Origin of the sequence: Enterobacter sp. Cy-643 (assembly GCF_011752815.1) — a bacterium.
Taxonomy (GTDB): domain Bacteria; phylum Pseudomonadota; class Gammaproteobacteria; order Enterobacterales; family Enterobacteriaceae; genus Cedecea.
This window is the reverse complement of record NZ_VWWV01000002.1, coordinates 308,893-329,617: the sequence shown is the minus strand read 5'-3', so window position 1 is coordinate 329,617 and position 20,725 is coordinate 308,893. Positions and strand designations below refer to the sequence as shown.

17 protein-coding genes and 1 tRNA gene are annotated in these 20,725 nt (G+C 50.4%); 5 read left to right on the top strand and 13 right to left on the bottom strand.

Going from position 1 to position 20,725, the window contains the following annotated elements; genetic code table 11:
- The first annotated feature begins 40 nt into the window (after positions 1-40).
- Positions 41-454 (top strand): CoA-binding protein, encoded by a 414-nt coding sequence (locus tag F3J29_RS09910; RefSeq protein WP_166865764.1) that lies wholly within the window; start codon positions 41-43, stop codon positions 452-454.
- A gap of 27 nt (positions 455-481) precedes the next feature.
- Here F3J29_RS09910 and hspQ read toward each other — a convergent pair whose 3' ends face one another.
- Both hspQ and rlmI read right to left on the bottom strand, forming a co-directional pair.
- Entirely contained in the window at positions 482-799 is a 318-nt protein-coding gene (hspQ, locus tag F3J29_RS09905) for a heat shock protein HspQ (protein WP_008461265.1), read from the bottom strand.
- Positions 800-860: 61 nt separating this feature from the next.
- Positions 861-2,051, bottom strand: coding sequence for a 23S rRNA (cytosine(1962)-C(5))-methyltransferase RlmI (rlmI, locus tag F3J29_RS09900; RefSeq protein WP_166865763.1), 1,191 nt, complete (start codon positions 2,049-2,051; stop codon positions 861-863).
- A 164-nt stretch (positions 2,052-2,215) separates the two neighbouring features.
- Between rlmI and yccX the strand changes: the two genes are divergently transcribed.
- Positions 2,216-2,503: an acylphosphatase gene (gene yccX, locus F3J29_RS09895; protein WP_166865761.1), complete on the top strand. Its 288-nt coding sequence runs from the start codon at positions 2,216-2,218 to the stop codon at positions 2,501-2,503.
- Here the strand turns inward: yccX and tusE are convergent.
- Positions 2,500-2,829, bottom strand: coding sequence for a sulfurtransferase TusE (gene tusE, locus F3J29_RS09890; RefSeq protein WP_166865759.1), 330 nt, complete (start codon positions 2,827-2,829; stop codon positions 2,500-2,502). The two genes, yccX and tusE, sit on opposite strands and share 4 nt — an antisense overlap.
- Positions 2,830-2,965: 136 nt before the next feature.
- Entirely contained in the window at positions 2,966-3,625 is a 660-nt protein-coding gene (yccA, locus tag F3J29_RS09885) for an FtsH protease modulator YccA (RefSeq protein WP_039291604.1), read from the bottom strand.
- A gap of 226 nt (positions 3,626-3,851) precedes the next feature.
- Between yccA and F3J29_RS09880 the strand changes: the two genes are divergently transcribed.
- Positions 3,852-5,477, top strand: a complete 1,626-nt coding sequence (locus F3J29_RS09880; protein ID WP_166865758.1) for an ABC transporter substrate-binding protein — start codon at positions 3,852-3,854, stop codon at positions 5,475-5,477.
- Positions 5,478-5,633: 156 nt separating this feature from the next.
- Positions 5,634-5,721 (top strand) — tRNA-Ser (locus F3J29_RS09875).
- Between the two features lie 413 nt (positions 5,722-6,134).
- Here the strand turns inward: F3J29_RS09875 and F3J29_RS09870 are convergent.
- The 4 genes from F3J29_RS09870 to F3J29_RS09855 all read right to left on the bottom strand — a co-directional run bounded on the left by F3J29_RS09870 (position 6,135) and on the right by F3J29_RS09855 (position 10,666).
- Positions 6,135-6,689, bottom strand: coding sequence for a hypothetical protein (locus tag F3J29_RS09870; protein ID WP_166865756.1), 555 nt, complete (start codon positions 6,687-6,689; stop codon positions 6,135-6,137).
- Positions 6,690-6,853: 164 nt separating this feature from the next.
- Positions 6,854-7,297 (bottom strand): AfaD family invasin, encoded by a 444-nt coding sequence (gene afaD / locus F3J29_RS09865; protein WP_166865755.1) that lies wholly within the window; start codon positions 7,295-7,297, stop codon positions 6,854-6,856.
- Between the two features lie 55 nt (positions 7,298-7,352).
- A complete protein-coding gene (locus F3J29_RS09860; RefSeq protein WP_166865753.1) occupies positions 7,353-9,866 on the bottom strand; it encodes a fimbria/pilus outer membrane usher protein in 2,514 nt (837 codons plus the stop codon).
- 17 nt (positions 9,867-9,883) lie between these two features.
- Positions 9,884-10,666, bottom strand: coding sequence for a fimbria/pilus periplasmic chaperone (locus F3J29_RS09855; RefSeq protein ID WP_166865751.1), 783 nt, complete (start codon positions 10,664-10,666; stop codon positions 9,884-9,886).
- A 326-nt stretch (positions 10,667-10,992) separates the two neighbouring features.
- Here F3J29_RS09855 and F3J29_RS09850 point away from each other — a divergent pair, with 326 nt between their 5' ends.
- Positions 10,993-11,592 carry a hypothetical protein gene (locus F3J29_RS09850; RefSeq protein WP_166865749.1) on the top strand — a complete coding sequence of 200 codons (600 nt, stop codon included), beginning with the start codon at positions 10,993-10,995 and terminating at the stop codon, positions 11,590-11,592.
- Between the two features lie 32 nt (positions 11,593-11,624).
- Here F3J29_RS09850 and F3J29_RS09845 read toward each other — a convergent pair whose 3' ends face one another.
- From F3J29_RS09845 to F3J29_RS09825, 5 genes are all read right to left on the bottom strand, one after another.
- Entirely contained in the window at positions 11,625-12,116 is a 492-nt protein-coding gene (locus F3J29_RS09845; RefSeq protein ID WP_166865748.1) for a hypothetical protein, read from the bottom strand.
- Positions 12,106-12,945, bottom strand: coding sequence for a winged helix-turn-helix domain-containing protein (locus F3J29_RS09840; RefSeq protein ID WP_166865746.1), 840 nt, complete (start codon positions 12,943-12,945; stop codon positions 12,106-12,108). Before F3J29_RS09840 ends, F3J29_RS09845 begins: the two co-directional genes overlap by 11 nt.
- Before the next feature lie 732 nt (positions 12,946-13,677).
- Entirely contained in the window at positions 13,678-14,769 is a 1,092-nt protein-coding gene (locus tag F3J29_RS09835) for a VasL domain-containing protein (protein ID WP_166865744.1), read from the bottom strand.
- Positions 14,766-17,291: a type VI secretion system ATPase TssH gene (tssH, locus tag F3J29_RS09830; RefSeq protein WP_166865742.1), complete on the bottom strand. Its 2,526-nt coding sequence runs from the start codon at positions 17,289-17,291 to the stop codon at positions 14,766-14,768. The genes F3J29_RS09835 and tssH overlap by 4 nt, the downstream gene beginning before the upstream one ends.
- Before the next feature lie 20 nt (positions 17,292-17,311).
- The gene (locus F3J29_RS09825) at positions 17,312-20,725 is read right to left on the bottom strand and encodes a type VI secretion protein IcmF/TssM N-terminal domain-containing protein (RefSeq protein WP_166865740.1); all 3,414 of its coding nucleotides are present in this window, start codon (positions 20,723-20,725) and stop codon (positions 17,312-17,314) included.

The window sequence follows — 20,725 nt, the reverse complement described above, 5'->3', positions numbered from 1 at the left end:
GGCTTTGGCATACACTTCAGACAACATCTTAGGGGGCGCTATGAAACAAAGTGATATCGAAAATATCCTGAAAACCACCCGTACCATTGCGTTAGTAGGAGCCAGCGACAGGCCCGATCGCCCGAGTTATCGGGTGATGGATTACCTGCTCAAACAAGGCTATGAGGTTATTCCCGTGTCGCCGAAGGTCGCGGGTAAAACCCTTTTAGGACAGCAGGGATATGCCACGCTTGCGGACGTACCGAAGAAAATTGATATGGTCGATGTGTTCCGTAACTCTGAGGCTGCCTGGGGGGTGGCGCAGGACGCTATTGCCGTGGGAGCAAAAACGCTGTGGATGCAGCTTGGCGTGATTAATGAGCAGGCAGCGGTGCTGGCGCAGAATGCGGGATTAAGCGTTGTAATGGATAAATGCCCGGCGATCGAAATCCCTCGTCTTGGGCTGGCGAAATAAGAAAAACCCCGCTTCGGCGGGGTTTTTTCAGTTACGCAGGCGTGGCGCCTGCAGCTGTTGGCGTATCGAGGCAGCCAGTTCGTCCATTGACGGCTGTTCAGGGTGCTCGTCGTCATCTTCAGAACTGAGCTGAGCTTCGGCGAGATAGGTATGAATCGCCTGGCCATCCTCATCTTCCATGACAACGTGGTACCACGGCGCCGCGCGGAGTGCGCTATTGTCGGCCAGATCGTCTTCCTGCGGCTCATCGAGCGAATACTCAGGGTCAATGTCGACCACTACGCCCAGATAGCCCAGTAAAGAGTGGCGAACCTGCTGGCCAATACCGAATTTGCTGGCAATCATAGTCACCTCCCGGGAACATTACTCTGCATACGAATATGCGGGCAATTTCCGCCTTTTCAAGCTACATGACTCGACAGGCAAACCCTTTCAGATACAGCCCTTCCGGATAGGTTGCGATCACCGGATGATCGGCCGCCTGACGGAACTGCTCTATAAATTGTACATCACGTCCGGCATCTACGGCGGCATCGGCGATGATTTTCTGGAATAAATCTGTGGTCATCAGCCCGGAGCAAGAGAACGTCATCAGAATGCCGCCAGGGTTCAGCAACTGAATCGCTAACATGTTGATATCTTTATAGCCCCGGCAGGCGCCCGCCAGCTGGTTTTTGTTTTCAACAAATTTAGGCGGATCCATGACGATGACGTCGAATTTCTCGCCCTGGTCGCGATATTTGCGCAGCAGTTTAAACACGTCGTCACGAAGAAACTCGGCTTTGCTGAGGTCAAGTTTGTTCAGCTCTACGTTTTTTCTGGCGACATCCAGCGCGTCCTGAGAGGTATCCACGCTGACCACCTGGCTGCAGTTACCCATCAACGCAGAAACGGCAAAACCGCCGGTGTAGGAGAAGCAGTTCAGTACGCGTTTATTATCAACGTAGCGGCGAGTGGCGAAACGGCTGTCGCGCTGGTCGAGGTAATAGCCCGTTTTATGCCCGCCCTGAATGTCTACCAGCAGCTTCATACCATGTTCTTCAATAGGCAGCAGAGCAGGAGGCAGTTCACCGCAGACCGGGCCCTGAGTCAAAGCCATGCCTTCTTTCTTACGCACGGTAACATCGGAGCGATCGTAAACAGAGCATTCAGGGTAGAGAGACTGTAGGGCAGCAACGAGCGCCGGGCGCTGATACTCTGCGCCGGCAGACAACAGCTGCAGCACCAGGAAATTGCCAAACCGGTCGATGGTCACGCCCGGTAAGCCGTCAGATTCACCGGCGATCAGGCGGTAGCTGTCCAGCCCGTCGCGCTTAGCCAGCCAGTCTCTCCACTGCTGAGCCTGCTGCAGGCGGCGGGTAAAGAAGGCAATATCAATACTCTCAGACTGATCAAAGGTCCAGACGCGGGCGCGAATCTGTGATTCAGGAGAATATGCCGCGCGGGCTAGCCACTTGCCCTGGCTGTCCACCACATCAACTGTTTCACCTAAGCTGGCCTTGCCTTCCAGGCGCGCAACGGCCCCAGAAAAAACCCATGGATGACGGCGCAATAACGATTTCTCACGCCCTTTGGCTAACACTAAACGTACGCTCATAATTTATTTGCTGCTTCGCTAAGAAATGGGCGCCATTTTCCGGTCTGAAGCCGCTAATTGCAATTTATTCGCGTGGGAGCCTCACAGAGTGGGTTACTACCTGAGAAAAAAAGAGGGTGTTTGTTAAACTTAGAGCTGTTTTGTGTATTCAGGCGGAGGCAATAATGAGTTCAGAAAAACAGTGCGTGAAGTGTTGGGTACACGGGGTGGTTCAGGGCGTGGGCTTTCGTTACAGCACTCAGCGTGAGGGCGAAAAGCTTGGCTTAACAGGCTATGCCCGTAACCTGGATGATGGCAGCGTTGAGGTGGTAGCCTGCGGAGAGGCGGAGCAGGTTGAAAAGCTATTGGCGTGGCTAAAATCCGGCGGGCCACGCAGCGCCAGGGTTGATAAAGTTCTGACTGAACCACATCAACCTGAACGCGAATGGATCAACTTTGGTATCCGCTATTAGATACATTTTACCGGTTTTGGCAGGCCCGCAATCTTAGTAGCCTGTTTGGCCGGGCCTTTCGGGAACAGGCGATACAGGTAACGGCTGTTGCCTTTTTCTTCGCCGAACTTGTTTGCCATAGCTTTAACCAGCATGCGAATGGCCGGAGAGGTATTAAACTCCAGATAAAACTCGCGTACAAAACGAACCACTTCCCAGTGCTCTACCGCCAGGGTAATGCCTTCTTTGGCGGCAATTTCTTCCGCCAGCGGCTCGCTCCACTCCTGGCTATTTTTCATATAGCCATCGGTGTCTGTTTCTATTTCTCTGCCTTCAAAGGTCAACATAGTTATCCGCTATTTACGTCAAATCGGGCGAAGTGTAGCAAATTTTCTCTGTGGGCTTAAGGGCGGAATGCGGCGGGACTGAGGGTAAAAAAAAGAGAATGCACAAGGCATTCTCTTTTGGCGATTACCGCATCAGTTAGTCGCGGCTGGCAAAACCAAGGATGCTCAGCAGGCTAACGAAGATGTTGTAAAGAGAAACATACAGACTGACGGTCGCGCGGATGTAGTTCGTTTCGCCGCCGCGGATGATGTTGCTGGTCTCAAACAGGATGGCGCCAGAAGAGATCAGGATAAACACCGCGCTAATCGCCAGGTGCAGGGCTGGAAGCTGCAGGAAGATGTTTGCCACCATACCAATCAGCACCACCACCACGCCGGCCATCAGCATGCCGCCGAGGAAGGACATGTCTTTACGGGTAGTCAGTACATAAGCGGAGCAGCTAAAGAAGACCAGCGCGGTACCGCCCAATGCCAGGCCAATAACATCTCCCATGCCAGCGGACAGATATGCATTCAGCATTGGCCCCAGGATATAACCCAGGAAGCCGGTAAAGGCGAACGCAGACAGAATGCCCACCGGTTTATCCGCAGTTTTGTAGGTCAGGAACATCAGGCCGTACATCCCCACCAGCGTCAGAATCAGCCCAGGAGAAGGCAGCATCAGTACGGTGCTGGCGGTTGCCGTCAACGCGGAAAATGCCAGCGTTAAACTCAGCAGGAAATAGGTATTACGTAGCACTTTGTGGGTGCTGAGCAGTGACGAACGGTCACGCGAGGAGGTAATAATGCGATCCATTCTAAACTCTCTCTTTTACAGGTGTTTTATGGTCATGAGCATAATGCCCGCCTTTATTAGACAAAAGCCTTTTTACCCATCTTTACCTCGTGCAGTTTATCACATTGTACAAAATTAATGCCATAACACCCACTTATAGGTGGCTGAAAAATATTGCTTTATTACCTAAAGCCGACTAAGAGTGTTAGCCGTACCGTCGTTAAATAACATTAATAAGGCGTAGGTCATGAAAGCAAACAACAACACATTCTCAAAATCATTGGTTGCTCTGGGGCTGCTCAGCGCGATTTCCAGCGCATGGGCAGCAGACGTTCCGCCAGGAACCGAGCTTGCAGCCAAACAGGAGCTGGTACGTAACAACGGCAGTGAACCCGCTTCGCTGGATCCCCACAAAGTGGAGAGCGACGTTGAAAGTAATATCATCGGCGACTTTTTTGACGGTCTGATTCGCGTCAAAAACGATGGTTCCATCGAGCCTCATCTGGCCGAAAAATGGGATAATCAGGACAACAAAGTCTGGACGTTCCATCTGCGCCCGGGGATAAAGTGGTCGAACGGTGAGCCTATCACCGCCCAGGACGTAGTCTGGAGCTGGAAGCGTTTAGTCGATCCTAAAACGGGCTCCCCTTACGCAACTTATCCCGGCACGATGCATATCGAAAATGCCAATGACATTGCCGAAGGCAAAAAGCCGGTCGATAGCCTGGGCGTGAAAGCGCTGGATGCTAACACCGTGCAGGTGACGCTTGACCAGCCAACGTCGGCTTTCCTGCTGATGCTCGGCCACACGTCTATGGTACCGGTGAGCGAAGCGGCAGTTGAAAAATTTGGGGATAAATGGACCCAGCCCGCCAACTTCGTCAGCAGCGGTCCGTATAAGCTATCTCAGTGGGTGGTGAACGAAAAAGTCGTCGGTGAGCGTAACAAGCAGTACTGGGACGATGCTCACACGGTGATTAATAAAGTGACTTATCTGCCTGTGACTTCCGGTACAGCAGATATCAACCGCTATAAAGCGGGTGAGATTGATATCACTTATACCGTGCCGGAAACGCTTTTCGCCTCGCTTAAAAAATCCATTCCGGATCAGGTCCATATCACGCCTTATCTGTCCACTTACTATTATGAATTCAATACCACCAAAGCGCCGTTTAACGACCCACGCGTTCGCCTGGCGCTGAATCTGGCGCTTGATAAAGATATTATCGCCGGGAAAGTATTAGGGCAGGGGCAAAAGCCGGCCTGGCTGGTCAGTCAGCCTAAAATTGGCGGGATAACGCTTAAGCCTGCGGAGTACGGCAGCTGGAGTCACGACAAGCGCGTTGCTGAGGCGAAAAAGCTGCTGGCAGAAGCGGGCTTTAGCGAGAAGCATCCTCTGCAATTTAACCTGCTTTATAACACGTCTGAATCGCACCAGCGCATTGCCATTGCAGCCAGTTCAATGTGGAAGAAAAACATCGGCGTCGAGGCGAAGCTACAAAACCAGGAATGGAAAACTATGCTGGACACCAAGCGCACGGGTAATTACGACCTGGTGCGCTACGGCTGGATTGCCGACTACGATGATGCTGCGACCTACCTGAACAACTTCCGTACTGGCGATAGCCAGAACAGTTCCAAATACAGCAATCCTGCCTACGATGAGATTATTGCCAAAGCTTCACAGGCTACCACCCTGGACGAACGAGCGAAATACTATCAGCAGGCCGAAGATATTCTGGCGAAAGACGTCCCGACCATCCCGGTGTATCACTATGTGAAGGTTCAACTGGTGAAACCTTACGTTGGAGGTTACGCCCCGAACACGCTAGGCAAATATCTAACCCAGGATCTCTACATTAAAAAGCACTAATGCTAATGCTGCCCTCTACGGAGGGCAGAAAAGCGGTTTGAAACTGAGCATGTTGCTGCAGTTTCAGGCAAATAATACAAATATGATGAAATTTCAGGCGATTGAACAAAATCGTGCTTTACATGAAGTATGGGTATGTTTATAGTTCGCCTCGTTGGAAGTGTGGCCGAGCGGTTGAAGGCACCGGTCTTGAAAACCGGCGACCCGAAAGGGTTCCAGAGTTCGAATCTCTGCGCTTCCGCCAAATTTGAAACCCAAGTCGTTATGCGACTTGGGTTTTTTGGTTTATAGCTGTTTTCAGTATGCCATTATCTGCCTGTATGCGCTTTGGCTGGCGGTTACCTGACACAAGTCTGGCCTCCGTCACGCTAACCAATTTTCACCCCTGAGAGAGTTTCCGGCAGAGCGCGCAAGGTACTCAGGGCTAAAATTATTCGCTACTGTCAGCGCCCTCATTCGATGTCCATTAAGCAGATTATCTTCAGGGAATCGGGATGTTGTCACCGGACAAGATTTTTGATGCAAGGGGTTGTCGAGAGTGGCCTGTGGTTATTACAAAAGAGGAATCCCACTGAAAGGCAGGATTCCTCTTCGTTCTGAGCAGCCTTTATAGAAGAGGGCTTTTTTACTTCTTTATCTGGCTACGTATTTTTGCCATTAAGAGGTATAGCCGTAAGCTGTAACCGAAAGAACGTATGAGTCGGGTTTTGAATTATTAATATCAGCTCTGCCTGGTATTGTTACCTTGTAGGATGACACGTCGTCCGTAACGGGGCCCGTAACGTACGCGTACGGGATTAAGCTGTCTGCTGCATGAAACTCCCAGTCGGAAATAGCATCTGTTGCTGACGACAGCATTACCCTTAACTTGTTTTCGGGATTATTGCTTCCAGTAAGGAGGGTTTCAATACCGCCGCTAAAGCCGCTATATTGCTGTGTTCCTTCCCCGAAGGTATACGCTACCTTTTCTGTAGCACCAGCCGAAAAGGTCACATTACCTTCTGCCAACGTTCCGTTATCAATCCCAGCCATCATGTCTTCCTTCACCGTGAGTGAATGAGTGAATATTATGGGATTATTTAATACAATTGCTGCTGTTGCTGTTTGTGGGGCGGTCACTTTAGCAGCAAACGCTCCTGCTGAAGTAAATAATGCGGTAACACCGATTACTGCTGATAATACGTTTTTTAATGGGTGATTGGAAATTAACATATAATTTACTCTCTTATTTAACTTAGGGTGGGTTATTTTACGCGCAGGCAGCTGCCAGTGCGTAAATTCGGAATTTATAAGGCCGTAATTATTGTTTTTATATTTTCGCAAGAAAATATAAGTTACTTTTAAAATATGCCTGCACAGGTGTATGACGTTTTGTTCTACGGAAGCAACACCACGCCATTAATTGTTATTGAATAAATGTCTGCTTTAACCAACTGGTAGCCATCAGCCAGAATGTCAAAAACCATCCGATCTTCGCTGGTATGCACGGTTATTCCCGGAGTATCAGGCAGCCGCGTCACCGCCAGTTGCTTCGGAACCAGACGCACCCGCAACGTATGCAACGGGTTCTGGTTACCTGTCAGCACATAGTGCCCCGGCCGTGGCGTGCTGACCGCTGACTCACTCCGGAGCTGAAAGCCGGTATGGGTGTCGTAGCTGACCAGCGTGCCCCTGCCAAGTTTTGTGCCGTCTTTGATCGCACCTGCCTGCAGGCCCTGATTCATCTGCAGAACAAGCTGTGGGCTGTTTGCTGCTCGGGCCTGTGTCGTGCTTGCCAACAGTGCTACTGCAGTCAGGTACATTGTTTTTTTGTTCATCATGCTCAGCCTCAGGGTAATATTTCTGCTTGATCGTTTCGGGAGTGTGTCCCTGCTGTCAGCGGCAAACTGCCTCTAACAGATACAGCCCGGCCGGCCCCTGTTTTTCCGGCAGACGGTAGTCCGCCCGGCACTGTTGCGCCTCTCCCCATCTCGCCACCATGGCACCTTTCCCGTCCAGGCCTGACAGATATACCTGCCCACCTTCACCGGTAATGCCACTGCTGGATGATGTCTGTTTTTCCGAGGTGACCAGTGTTCCAAAAGGAAGCGGTTTACCGTCCGGACGCGTCAGTGTCACCAGCGCCCGCCCGCCAATATGAGTGATAAAGGTGGCCGGAATAATCGCACCCTGAGTCGGTACCACCGTCACGTCCGTCTGCTTTATTTCTGCGTCAGCCGAAAGACGGGCCGGGTTCAGACTGACAATATTCTTCCGATAAGGCTGCAGGCCAGACTGCGTGGTGTAGCCACGAAAATCGGTTTTCACGCCCGGCCAGCCCCTGACCTGCACCCCGGATGCGCCCGGGGCTTCCACCAGTGCCACGGTCTCGTTCATCGTCTGCGCGGCTATCACACCACTGCGGGCGATCGCCACGCCGCCTGACGCATCCAGCCCCATCAGCCGGTAAGATGAGCTGTAGCCGTAACGGCCATTCAGCTGGCCGTAGCCCCCGCTCCAGCCAAGGTTCAGGTCGCTGTCGTTGCGGTCTGCGCTGATCGCCCCCGAGCGCTGGCGCTGGTTCACATTCCACCGCAGCTGGCGGTCATATGCCTGACCACTGAGCCCCACCTGCTGCGTGTTGCCGCCGGATGACGACGCCGTTGTCTGATACGTCGCTCGGGTTGACCCGCCAAGCCAGCGCTCCAGCGGAACGCTAACCATCACGTTAACCAGCCGATTATCCTGCCATTTATCGCCGCGGTTCCGGGTACGGTTCTGCGTCGCGCTCAGCGACAGGGAAACACCGCGTATACCGACGCCGTAGCCAGCACTGAACGACTCGGTACCTCCTTGCCCGTTGCCGTAGCTGTTGCGGGAACCGCTCAGAGTGAAACTTCCCCATCCGCCCAGCGACTGACCGAGCGTCAGGGTTGTTTCAGACCGGCGCTTTGCATCGCGGCCGGCCGGACTTCCCTGCCGGTAGCTGTCCAGAACTTCAGACAGCGTGGTGAAACCGGATGAGTCATAGCGAGTGGTGGACAGGGTAAACGAGGTGTTTGTTGCCGCTACGCTCTTGCTGTAGCGCAGCCGCCCGAACCCGCCCGTTTCACTCTCATGTTCTTTCTTCTGCCCTCGGCCGTGGGTTCCATCCAAAGACACAGCCCCCCACGACCCGAGCGACATGCCCAGACCCGCAGTCGTCGCCTGATAGTGCTTCGCCCCCTGCAGACCGCCGTATAAGGTCAGGCTCCACGGCAGGCCATACATAACAGTGGCTTGTGCTACCGGTGCAGCATCAACTGCGTTATCGGATGCCCGGTACTGCCCGGCCATCAGGTTGTAAACGCGATGGCCTTCCTGCAGCGCTATAGCCGGCGTCTGATAAGGGATATTGAACTCCTGAGTACTGCCGTCGGCTTCCCATACAGTAACCTGCAAATCCCCCCCCGAGCCCCCTGCGGCAAAGTCACGCAGGGCAAACGGACCGGGCGCTACCGTGGCGTTGTAAATCGTGTAGCCATTCTGCTTCACTTCCACCCGGGCTTGGGTGCGTGCAATCCCGCGCACCACTGGTGAAAACGCCCGCAGCGAAGAGGGCTGCATATTTTCATCCGACCCCAGCATCACCCCGCGAAAAGGCACGCTGTCAAAAATTTCCGACGGTGTGAAACGCTCTCCCAGCGTCAGCCGGCTTTGCATGTCATACAGACCACGCTCAAGGTAGGTATAAGGCGTCTGCCAGCGGCCAGAGTGCCCGCGGCTCTTCTGCCACGTTGTCGAATTACGTAGTCGCCATGGTCCCCAGTTAGCGCCAGGCTCCAGTTGCATATACTGCGACGCATTGACACTTCCGCTCCCGATTCGTGATTCAATACGGCTGGTACCGGCCCGGTAGTTCATCAGAATCGCCGGGATGCCCTCATCCCACAGTTCCCGGGGGGCTATGCCTTTTACTTCAGGCCGCAGCGCTATCTGCGGAACGCTCAACATCAGCTGTTGCGCACCGAAATTAAACTCGGCTCTGGCATCCGGAATAACGTGGATATCAGCACAATCTTTGTCTACGTCTGGCCCTTTGCCGGACAGCCCCGGATAGTCTTCCGTCTTTATGCCGTAACGTGAAAGCTGTGTCCTGCTCAGGCAGGGCTGTAAAACAGGCGTTCCCCGGGCATCTTCCCGCAGGTGGAAAACCACTTCCCGTGAATCCACCTGCTCGCTATTGAGCAACACCTCAACCTGATAGGTTCCCGGAAGCTGCCCGCCCTGGTTAAACAGAGCGATATCCGCATCACTGATATCGCCACCCAGACGTGAAGCATCAAACTCCCAGACCCGGGCCTGCACCGACAATGAAAACATGCCGACAGATAGGGTTAGTGCCACAGTAGAAAGCCTAAAATACTGCATTGCCCGCCCCCCGGTGATTACAGCGGCGCCCGAAACTGGCGGCTTGCTCCGCCTTCATCGGTAATCACGGACCACTTCACCTGACCGGCAGCGCCTTTGGGCAGGGTAAAGCTTCGGGAAGAACGCGGAGCGACATATTCCTTATCCAGGATATTCATCCCTCCCACGCTGAGCGAGGACAGGTTCATATAAAACGCGGAGGGGTTAGTCACCGTCATCTTATTGCCCTGGCGTTGCCATTTAAGTGCAGATGCGGCATCCATCACCGTCCCTTTCACACCGGATGGGCGCACCAGCAACTTAATACAGCTATTTGCACTGACTTCCAGATTCAGCGTGATATCAGCGGGCTTTAACTGACTCCTGTTCTCATCCTGAGCCCAGACATCGGTGTTTTTGGGTGGAATGCCGGCCACGCAAAGCCAGTGCAGCGTTTCATGGTCACCGGCCATCTGTCCTCCGGTGCGGATAATTCGCAGACGACTCTGCTGATGCGCATCCAGGCGGGAAACTGGTGGGGTAATAATAAAAGGTGCGACCGTTTTTTTATCTTCCGTAAATACCTTTCCTTGCACCAGAATGGGGTAATTCTGCGCATTGGTTACGGATAAAGACGCCCCGCTGGAGTCCGGGTTATATATCACACGTGAGGCACCCAGTTTGACCTGAAATACCTTGGTATTGGTGACTGTCTTCTGCCCCTGCGCAAAAACCGGAATAGCGCTATTACTGATTAATATCGCAGCGGCCAGTGCGGTACCGCCTGCGCTATAAATTTTATTATTACAAAATAAAGACATAACACTCCTTCGTCAGAAAGTAAGTATCCCTGACTATGCTTAATTGCGTTGCAATAGTATTTCAATTTCAAGTTTTGTTAATTCGTGTTTTTACAATTAACCATCAGAAGGGGCAGGAAACCACCAAAAAAATGTTAATTAATTTTTGATTAATTTTTCCCGCGATATTCTTAATATGGAAAATTAAGACTAAAAATAAGCTCAGAGTATTGCTGTAGGTGGGGTTTGTGCTTAATTAAGGAATTGATAGAAGACTGGGTCAATATGCTGTGTAAAAATAGTTATGTAAAGATATAATTATTCTTGATAAGCTATGAGGGCTTAATATGACGCAGCAATCTCCACCCATGATGGTGTTTAGCGAATGTCAGTATTTATTTTTAGGTCTGAGTAATTTATTACCAGGGGTTACTCTGTCTAAGATAGATATGGTTAATGGTAAGTTGTCATCAGATGTTGACAATACAGGAGGTGTTTCAGTTGTGTTCTCTACGCCAGGGAAACCCTATATAGAACTGATTAAGTTAATTGAATCGTTAAGGGAGGAAGGTTTTAAACGTATTTATTTTGTAGGGACACTGGGTGAGTTAACGTTTCTTGATGAGTGCGGCGTTCGGCCTGAGCGCTTTTTTCTTCGGCACAGTTGGCACAAGTCTCTATCAAAAAATAAAAATGTATGGTTAGAAATCGAGCCTCGCATGGTACGGTTTAAAAAATTGTCTAAAATAGAGCGGCGAGCAATTGTTCATGCATTAAATATGCATCCCGAGAATAATTTCAATGGAGTCGAGAAAAAAAGCTTTTACAATCGCAGAGCTGCCGCGCTCAGGAAACTTGGTCTAAGAAATATTCGGGAACTGTTGGTCAACTCCATCACAGGGGAGCCAGTTAGTGGGGAGCATTACCAGCGTTATTTTTTTGATTGATATTTATAAATACCTGTCACGGAGGCTTTTACCTATTTTTGTTTTACACAAAAGAAAACAGGCATATCGCCGACAGAGAAAATATAATTCCCATCGGGTTGATGGTGAATCGTATAAACAGCAAGGCTATTTTTTTTATAAAAAATAGGCGGCAATAAATGCTCGTAATTCAAATTAATCCCAGGTGTGCGATGGTTCAACTGCTTCACACTATATTCCGAGAGTTTCAGAGCATAGGATCTGTTAATTATATTAACATTGAAGAGGGAGGTTATTGTTAACTCCGCTGTTTTTCCTTCCATATTTTTAATTGCTCCGCGGAGAACCAGTGCACCATGTTGCTTATCAAAGGTAACACGGATAGTAGACTGAAGTGTTTCTTTTGAATTGGCTATATTATAATTACCCATGCACTTTAAATTTCCTGCTGTATTATTCTTGTAATATATGCTGATTGCGGCTGTAATTATAAAGGCTATGGTTAAAGATAGTGAGATTATAATACGCTTGTTCTTAGTTTTCATTCTTTAATAATCCTTGGTAAAACCATGAATCGCAATTGTTGTCGGCAGCATTACTTGACATTGCTTTTTTGCAAGCTATAACTGAGACCGTTGGAAAACCGTTCTGTGTCGTGACATATTGATGAGAGTGCGTAGCGCACGTAGGATTGATATGAGTGATAACCATCTCCTTCAAATCTTTCGTAGCATCTGGATGAAAATAAATATGACAACGATCATTTTTATCAAAAAGAATATAGTTGGAGAAAAAGTTCAAGGGCTGATACTGATGGATTGCCCATATTAATAAAGCAATAACGAGAGAACAGGCGATAGCCAATAATAAAAGAGGGCGAAATATTAATATTTTGTCCCGGATCGATTTAATTACTTTGCTGAGAACATTGGTGTTTCTTTCTGCATTCTTAATGTTAATCTCATTAGGAATTTTTTGTTTATGAGGGATTGCCGGGACGTCAATGCCATAAGCCGGATCATCATCAGACTCAACCGCATTAACAGTTAATGTAGGGTTTATGTGAAAACCTTTTCTTGGAACAGTTAAAATGTATTCATCAACCTCAGCGAATATTTCATTAAGGCCGCGGCGTAAAAGCGATATATTTTGATATAAATTATTAGGTGTCGTTTTTGCACCATTATCTCGCCACGCTGATTCGTATAATTTTTTTTGTGGTGTGGTTTCTTTGCTGGTTAGAAGCACTTCCAATATAATTGCCGACGGGGTATTGAGAACGATTGGCGGTATGCTGCCATCAACACGCGATAGCGTTCTGTCACATGGAGAAAAAACAACTTTTTCATTGATTAAAAAAATCCATTTTTTCATAAATAGATCCATTATGTCCATTACATTAAGAAAATTTGCTGATGCTTTATAAAGTGAGCACTCTTTAAATTAAAGTTTTTTTTCTTTATTTAGCCTGAATTGGCTTTATGCAATCTTAGTTAATGGTTAATAATGGCGGTTAAGATCTTTGTGGGATCGGATGTTTATGATAATATTGTTTTGGGTCAATTTTTATTAGCTCTGCAATGCTATAATGAGAATGCATTAGCTTGTTATTTTTTATTTCGTTGCAATCAAAAAATATTTTCCCGCGAAAACGCGAGGCTGTGATTAATATCATGTGTTATGTAATAGATGATTTTCTTGTTCTCCTTCCAATTGGTTTTGGCTTCAGGCCGGTGTCAATTAATATCCGGTAACGGGTTCAGCTCATACATTTTTTCACTGTTTTGGACGGAACGTCTGGGTAAAAAAGTCCTGCCGGCCCAACAGAGAGGTGCCCGAAAAGGCACATTGCGATATGTTGTGCGCGTTGATTTATATGGCGAGTCACGAATGATCCTTGAAGGGATATTCAGGCTGTGATGACAAGTAAAACTTGCCGCGCTGTCATCACTGCGATTACGATGACACTCGTTGTTTTGTATTGAATATATATTTGGTTTTTTTAATGTGGGTATTTTTAGATTGGAATCGAGTGTATTTAGTTCAGGATTAAAAGTAAAAATGGAAAGTGAATATCCATTTTTACTTTTTTATTGAGGGTTGTGATCAATGAGCTGAAGCCGTTTTTAGCAGAGTAATCCAATCTTGTAGTTTGTTTACCTTCTCCGACAACATAGCCAGCTCCAGGGAATTTATTTCCCTATTATTCTCTCGTTGCAGCGTGATATCCGTAAGTTGGTACTCCAGCGATAATTTTTGCGGTTCTAACATTTTTTGTATTTGATAAATCGATGTTTTTAGCTCCGAAATTGTCATATGGGGTTTGCGCTTTGTTTCTGCGTCAAGAAGCCTTGTTTCCAGCGAGATTAAATGCTGATGGATTTCTTTATAAGAGTTATTCGGTTGCAATGAAGATACATTATTTTCCAGTGCTTGCTTCCATGATTTGTACAGTCGATTTTCAGGCCAAATCTTGTTAGAAAAGGACAGCACCGCAGGATCTTTATATAACATCCCTCCGCTTATGCAGATAGCTGCGATCGAGGCACCTATGGTGCCTGATAACCAGCTGAATCGCCATGGCCCTGAATCAGTTTGAACGAGCGTCTTGGGCGTCGGCGAGACATCGGACAGTAAGCTTTTTTCCTTCGAGTGCGGATTCTCGCTTTTAGAAGAGTGTAATTGCGCCTCCTGCCACTGCAATAGCTGCTGAAACGCATCCTGATGAGAACCCCCCAGCGCTTCTGAATGATCCTTGAGTAGCCGTATGGCATGGGATAGCTGCGCCAGCGCCGTGCGGTTCGCTGAAGTCAGGGGGAGGGCATAAATGAATGGCATAAGTAGCTTACAATAGCTATTCAATATCTGCGCTCGCAGTTCCCGTGCCGCCAGTGGCGGCCAGCACGGGGTATGTTTTTGGCTGTAGCCGTTACACAGCAGCAGCGATGCGCTGGATATCCCTTCCCAGCCATTGCGATGACAAGCTATCAGGCAGTACCAGATACCACTTTGTAGGTCATAGCCGTGATGCCTGAATAATTCAACGCACTCTTTTTCTCGCTGCAGCCACCAGCTACGATCGTCAGCGTGCGCCCGCCAATGACTCATATCATTACTAAATACAAGAAAACGCTGATGACAACGCGGATCGTGACTATTCATTTTTAGCGTTTGCAAATCAATAGTTGCATTATTCATGCTTGTAATTTCACCCTCTGCGTACGTAGCACCAGAGTGTCCCGGCTTACATCGATTTTTATCTTCTTCGCTTCGTCATTACCTAAGATCTGGGCAGACAGTAGCGGAAGCACGTATTGGTTGAGCGTTTGATCAATGTCCCGGGCCCCGCTTTGTTTCACCTGGCAGCGGGCTGATATCCAACTGATAACTCGCGGGCTATATGTTGGTTGTATCTGCGCGCTGCAGGTGCTCTGGTAACGCTGGCAAAGTCGCTGCAGCTTAAGCGTAATAATCTGCGCCAGCGTAGCTGCCTGAAGGGGGAGGAAAGGGATGAGCGTCATACGCCCCATTAACGCAGGTGTGAACACGCGTTCAAACTCTGGGCGTATTAACTCACACAGCGTTTCGGGGCTCAGTTCACCCCGATCGACGGCAGCAGCTAATGATGCGGAGCCAAGGTTTGAAGTCATGATAATCAGCGTATTGCGGAAGTTAATCGTTTGTCCTTCAGCGTCCTCTATCATCCCTTTGTCGAAAATTTGATAGAACAACTCCATAACGTCTGGGTGCGCTTTCTCCGCTTCGTCCAGTAGCACCACACTGTAAGGATTACGTCGTACCGCTTCCGTCAGAACGCCTCCCTGTCCGTAGCCTACATAGCCTGGGGGCGATCCTTTTAGTCCAGAGACCGAGTGAGCTTCCTGGTATTCCGACATGTTGATGGCGATCAGATTTCGCTCGCCGCCAAAGAGCAGGTCCGCCAGCGCCAGAGAGGTTTCCGTTTTCCCCGTGCCGGATGGCCCGGTAAGCATATATACTCCGGTCGGTTTACGTGGATCGCCTAATCCCGCGCGGCTGATGCGGATCTGCTGGGTGATTTTCCCCAGCGCATGCTCCTGGCCGATGATCCGTTCTTCGAGTCTTTTGCAAAGAGAATCGAGCTGCTGATGCTCTTTTTCCAGCATGCGTCCGAGTGGGATCCCGGTCCAACCGGCGACGACATCTGCGATACAAGTACTATCCACGCACTCGAAAACCATCGGATGCTGCTGATGCCAATTGGCCAGCGTCTCGCGCCCGCGGGCTATCTCTTGCGCATCTTCACTTTTGAGCAGTACTTGTACTAACGCGTGCTGGCGTCGCCACTCTTTTTCCAACTCGTGGAGTGACGACTGAAGCATGGCTGCGTGCTCCATGAGTTTCAGCTGCTTTTCTGGTGCACTGTTTTCGTGACGCAGGGCCTGAAGTTCATGTTCATTGGCCTGAAGTTGGACCTTAAGTGCCTCAACCTCTTTAGGTTCATGAGTCTGTGAAACGGCAACGCGCGCACAGGCGGTATCCAGTAAACTTACGGATTTATCTGGTAGTTGGCGACCCGCTATATAGCGATTTGCCAGCGACACGGCGGCATGAATGGCGCTCTCCAGCACAGGGATACCATGATGACGCGACATTGCTGGTGCCATTGCTCGGAGCATAACCGTGGCGGTTTCAATATCTGGTTCTTCGACTTTAACGACCTGGAAGCGTCGCGCCAGGGCGGCATCTTTTTCAAAATACCTCTTATATTCAGCCCAGGTAGTGGCTGCGATAACGCGCAACTCTCCGCGAGCTAGTGCGGGTTTTAACAGGTTTGCAGCATCGTTTTGCCCTGTTTGTCCGCCAGCGCCAATTAAGGCATGAGCCTCATCGATAAATAAAATAACGGGAGTCGACGCGCTGTTAACCTCTTTTAATAGCGACTGCAGCCGTTTTTCAAACTCACCTTTGACGCTAGCACCTGCCTGCAGCAAACCTAAATCAAGCGTCAGCACGGTCATTGATTTGAGCGCTTCCGGCACCGTTCCGGCCGCAATGCGTAACGCCAGTCCTTCTACCAGCGCTGTTTTACCGACCCCCGGTTCACCGGTCAGGATTGGGTTATTCTGGCGGCGGCGCAGGAGAATATCGACCATCTGGCGAATTTCTGTTTCGCGCCCCAATACCGGATCAAGCTGGCCCTTATGAGCCAGTTCACTAAGATTTCGCGTATATTTTGCGAGTACGCCGCCATGGGCAGCCGCGGGAGGTAACGAAGATTGTGGTTCACTCCCTTGTAGTAGCATCTGAATCTGTGCGCGATCGCCGCTAAGGTGCCGTTGGATGTTGGTTCCAAACAGCGGCGGATTGTCTTCATCAAATAAGCAGGCTAGCAGTGCCGCGGGGCTGATTTGCTGCTGCTGCCAGCGGGTGCTGGCTAGCAGCCAGCCATCGACCAGCCATTGGATAAGCGCCGGAGCGAAGACCGGTGTGGGAGAGTGTCCCATCTCAAGTTGCTCTAGCGAGTGGCGCAGCTCGTTGAGAAGAGAATTAACCGGCAATCCTGCCTTCAAACCGAGTGACTCGATAGTTACGCTCTCCTGGCGGATAATCGCCAGCAGAAGATGCTCGGGCGTGATATCAGTATGGCGCTGTGCTGCAGCATGACTTACCGCGACATCAAGTACAGTCCGGCTTTCGGGACTGAGTTTATCGATAACAAATTTCAAATGATGATTCATAATAATCCCTGGTTTAAATCTTACGGGCACTGCGCAATGTTATCGGGCAGCATGGAAATTGGAGGAAGCGGCTGGGGCTCAGACTCATGCGACTCCTTGAGTAACGTGTCGAGATCGTGAATGCTGTCCGCTATATCGCTCCAGCTCTGCCAGGCGGCCTCTAGCTCTGGAGCCGGTTCAATCGCAAAACGAACCAAAATCTGCTTGATGCCCATCTGCTGCAAAAGCTTCGATTTATCGCCAAATTCATTGCTATCCAGCAGCATTTCCCCGTTGTTAAAGCTGTTGATAAACCACGGCCAGGCATCGTCACCGGTGATTTGATGACGGGCAGTAAAGTCGGGGAACAGGACATCAAGCGTTACGCCTGAACATTGTCCGGCCTGCCAGGAGAACTCACGCTTCTCTGCGAAATTCATACTGCTGAGCTGCTGATCGCCTTTCTGGCAGTTGAGCGTCAGCTGTACGCCGGTGGGGATAATTTTGGCGCCACCGGGCACGGTTGCTGGCTGGCTGACAACACTGGTTTTCCAACTGATTTTTTCCTGCTGGTGCAACTGCGCTATCAAAGCATCACGCTGTGTCAGTAGTGCCGCCCTGCGATCGTCAGCGCGGGTGGTAGCACGCTGTGGGACATCCTGTACTGCCTCCGGTGAAAAGACCTGGCGTATGTAGTAGATGAAGCTCTCGCTCAGCGGCACTTTCATTCCGCCAAAGTCCGCAGCGGTCAAGCCAGCGCTATCGCTTGTTAACAGGTTTTTAGCCGGGCCACGCAGGAAGGCTTCAACGGCCTGCCGACTTCGTGCCTGCCGGTCGTCATGGCGGTACTGGAGGGCGGCATTGTTGAGGGGCCAAATGATATCCGTGCGCCACTGTGTATTCAGCCAGCAGGCGCTTTGCGTGAGTGCATTGCCAAGCAAATGGTGTGCATCTTCCCGGTACAGCATCCATACCGCAGCGGTACCGGGGTCGTTGCTCCGGGGTGAAATAAGCTCCTGCAGAGCATTTAGCGCCGTAAATAGTCCAGGTAAAGGATTGATCTGGCCCTCATTATTGGGTGCATCGTGAAACAATCCCCGCGTTAGTTGATTACCCGCTGTACCAAAAGCGACTGCTTCTTTTACTGCACGATTGCGCGTTTCCGCCCACTGACGCCAGGCCTGTTCAACTCGAGGAATGGCTGCAGTCATCGGTTCCGATGGGGCGCCCTGTAGCCAGGCGGTGAGTGACTGGCGTACGGCGTTGTCCGTTTTCATCGCACGATTCAATAGTGCCGGGATTTGCTCGTTGGTGGCCAGCTGTTGCAGTTGGCGCATGGTCATCAGCCAGGGCTGCGCCTGTGCAGGCCGGATGTCGCTTAGTTCATGGATAATGTGTTCGATAAACTGCATCGACTGGCTCTGGTTTTGCCCCATCGCGATTAGCCGCTCATGCGGCATGATGGCTGGTGCCATACTGGCAAGATGGGCCGTGACATCCAGTAGATACTTTTTCCACGCGTTCTGACGCTGAACAGGGTTGTTTTGGCGTACCGGATTGAAGACTATCTGTGGTTCACCAATGGCGCGTTCAATTTGGTTCATCCAGTCTTTGAACGTTGTCTGCCCCGCGAGTGTCCAGATGCTGGATATCGCGAAGTTTTCTGGCAGCGATGGCCAGAATGCATTGGCCTGCTGCTTCGGTAGAAGGTCGCCGGCTACCGTCAGCCAGTTAAGTGCCGGGTCGTGATTAACCAGGCGACTCAGTATCTGTCTGGCTTCCTGAAGCCAGCGTTCTCCGACTGAACTCTGCATGTAGTGGCGCTCAAGGGCCAGAATAGTCAATGGTGGCAGTTCCTCCTCGTAATTCCTGAGCCGTAGTGCTGAAATTGCTGGCCCCCTTTTGCTCAGTGCATCCAGTGAAATGCCCTGACGCATTTGCTCTCCGAGTAAAATGGCCCGGGTGAGTTGTAAGATCAGCGTTCTTTGATTTTCCGGCGTGGCGTCGAGTGCTTGCTGCTGAAATTGCGCCAGGGCGGCGTAAGGATCGCGATGGGAGGAGGGCAAAGATGTCAGGCGAGATGTCGCCCGCTGATACTGTAGGTTTAGCAGAGGTTGAAACGGCAGGTAGCGCAAAGCAAATGTTGGATAATTTTCTTCCTGAGCCAGAAATACCGCGAGCTTTTCGGCTGACAGCTGTTCAAGATCGATCCTTAGACGGTCAACACTTAGCGCCGCGCTGACGGTTATCCATAGTGCGAGAGCGACCAGTGTTAAAGTACATGCACTTTTACCATGCGAACGCTGATACCACCGCCGTGCCTGACGACTCAGGCTGAAATTGTGTAAGTGAACAGCCACGAGATCCTGAATGAAAACGCCGATGCGGCGACCGCGATTTTCGGCCTGTGGCTCTGTGGCACAGAACCACACGCTATTCAACTGAACGTGGCTAAAGTAGGCATTTGGTTCACAGAGTGAAGCCAGTGCATAGCGAAGTTTTGGCTCAAGTCCGGCAAATGTTTCCGGAAAATCGAGCAAAATGGCGCTCTCCTCGGCACTAAGGTCCTGTGTTGACATCATGCTAAGACGGACTCTCGACATGCCTCTTTTCAGCGCACCGAACAGAGCATGCAGAGTACGCTCGTCTTGCCCGTCAATATGCGGCGGCGTTGGCCAGCTGTAGCCGAGAGGCTGCTGGCGCTGAGCGTCGGAAAGCTGCTGATGCCACAAAGTAAAGCCTGGAAAGCGATCGCACTGAGTGACGATCACATGAAGAGGTAAGTGTTCACCGAAGCGGCGGATGAGGGGTTCAATGAGCGCGCGTTGCTTACGCGCCAGCAAGTGAAGTTCGCTGAGATTATCATTCATCAGGGCATCGATGGGCACCGCGATAATAATCCCTGCCGGCATCGGCATGCGTGAGCACCATTGCGCCAGCTTTCCCCAGGCCTGGCGGAATACGGAGTTACCGTTGATAAAATTGCTTGAGAGATCGAGGATTGCCGTCTGACGGAAGAACCACCAGCGTAATGTTCTCGTCGGGCCAGGGAAAGTTCCATCATGGTCGCCATCAAAACGCGGCAGTCCGGCACTTGCCAGTAGCGTACTTTTGCCGCAGCGGTCGCCCAGCAGCAAATACCAGGCAAGCGGTGAACGCCGACGTCGAATACGTTTAATGACTGCTGAACCGTACTTCCAGTGGGTATGTAACACAAATTCACGGCGCGAAAGGCGGTATTTTTTTAGCCAGCTGAGGTGTTTTTTTTCTCTGATGGCTTTGGTGAAGAAGCCAACTGTGCCCCATAGCAGTAAGGTCAGCAGCAGTAGCGCCAGCCATAACAGGAAAATTGATGGTGTACTCCAGCCTTGCCAAAGTCCAAGAGTGAAACAAAACAGCAGCGATAGCGTGAGAACGAGTACCCAGCCGGTGAAACAGGCTAATTTTTTTAACAT